Origin of the sequence: Agathobaculum sp. LCP25S3_E8 (assembly GCF_052117165.1) — a bacterium.
In the GTDB taxonomy this organism is placed as follows: Bacteria; Bacillota; Clostridia; order Oscillospirales; family Butyricicoccaceae; genus Agathobaculum.
In genome coordinates, this window is the sequence record NZ_JBQKJR010000134.1 from 1 (window position 1) to 1,700 (window position 1,700).

The window sequence follows — 1,700 nt, forward strand, 5'->3', positions numbered from 1 at the left end:
ACCGCGTACCTGTGAGCGAGAGCAATAGACACGCAAGCGGGCGGCTGGCGCAAATCCCGCTGACTGGTTGCAAGCAGCCCACTACTTGCCGCACGCGGTTTGCTTCGATAATGACCGCCGGAACAGTCCACCGAAACGGACTACCGCCCAAAGGGAACGAAAACCCTTGAAGCCCGCGACCATATACCTGTGAGCCGAGGATGGCAATAGACACGAAGATGACGCAAGCGGGCGCGAGAATGCGCTGTATGCCATTTTCAAGGCGCGGACGTAAAGAAACATGCCGAAGCCCTCAAAACGCGCACAGCGCCAATTCTGGGGCGAAAGCCAAAGGAGGATATTCACGATGGACAGAACCGAGTTAAACAGCAAGGTCAAGGAACTACGCGAGCTGCGCCGCATGGCCGAGGAGATCGCCACCGAGATCGAGACCATCACCGACGCGATCAAACAGGAAATGACCGCTCAAGGTGTGGACACGCTGGCCGGTGACGATTGGAAGGCCACATGGAAGCCTGTGCAGTCTGCCCGATTTGACAGCAAGGCATTCAAGGTCGCTATGCCTGATCTGTACGGCCGCTTCACCCGCTCGGCTGAGACAAAGCGTTTTGTCTTGGCATGAGAAAAGCCCTCTTCTGTCCGCCGGGAAGCAATAACAGAAGAGAGCCCGTAAAAACAACCACCATGGGCGGTTGCCTGTATTATACCGCAGCCGCCCGCCGATTGCAAGGAGTAAAACTACATGGGAAAGCCCATTATACAGACGGATGCCTATCCACAGAAAAATAAGGGTAATTCTATCAGGAGAAAAATCGACCTAAATAAAATCTGTATGGATTATGGCGTGCGTGTGTGTTCATATAAATCCGCTAAAAAACTTCTTAAAGAGATTGACTACGACCCCTATGAAACTAAGAATCCGGGGATTTCTTTCAGGGCATCAGACGGCACCCCTGTTATTTTGTTCGATAGCGATCGCTCAGATTTGGAAATTCGTTTCACGGCCGCCCACGAACTCGGTCACATTTTGCTTGGGCACTTGGATTATCGTTCCAAAGAAAAAGATTCATACCCCAATTATGCAGAATTGGAAGCGAATTTTTTTGCAATCTCAATTATCACGCATGATATTCTACAAGAATATGCAGCGATGACCAACATCTAGGAGGATTCTGATCAATGAGTGATACGGTTGTACGAATGTCTTCTAAACCAACGCAGCGCAGCGAAAAGCAAGCTTCCAAAACTGTACAGACGCAAAGTGAAAAACGTTTGTATGCCGCCATGGGCAAGCAGCGCAAAAAGCAGGATGTGCAAGCCATAAAGGGCATTTTAGATAAGCAAAACATGACCGTTGTCCGCATGGTGCTTGAATATGCACAGCTTCTGTCTTCTCTTGGCATTGCAGAGCAGGATTACTTACACGGAATCGCCCTATATACGGCAAAACTCCCGGAAGACAGCATCCGCGCAGCGTGGCGTTTCCTTCATGAACTGATTGGGAAAAAACAACAGCAAACAGAACCACACTGACCCCGTCTCGAGCGGGTTGCACTCCCGGTCGGCTGCTATCCTACCACCAAAGCCACACCATAACAAGCGGGTGTGGCTTTTGATATCTGGATTTATGGCCTTGTGGTAAACTTGCGGTTTTTGACTTTCGGGAAGAAATTGTTTTCGACCACAAGCTGTGGAAATGC

3 protein-coding genes are annotated in these 1,700 nt (G+C 50.0%); all 3 read left to right on the forward strand.

The genetic code is table 11. The features are described from left to right. Positions 1–346: 346 nt before the first annotated feature. Positions 347–622, forward strand: a complete 276-nt coding sequence (locus ACTQ34_RS17865; RefSeq protein WP_441364948.1) for a hypothetical protein — start codon at positions 347–349, stop codon at positions 620–622. Positions 623–742: 120 nt separating this feature from the next. Then, complete coding sequence (locus ACTQ34_RS17870; protein WP_441364949.1) at positions 743–1,165, forward strand: ImmA/IrrE family metallo-endopeptidase; 423 nt, start codon at positions 743–745, stop codon at positions 1,163–1,165. Between the two features lie 14 nt (positions 1,166–1,179). Beyond that, on the forward strand, positions 1,180–1,533 hold the full coding sequence (locus ACTQ34_RS17875) for a hypothetical protein (RefSeq protein WP_441364950.1): 354 nt from the start codon (positions 1,180–1,182) through the stop codon (positions 1,531–1,533). Positions 1,534–1,700 lie beyond the last annotated feature (167 nt).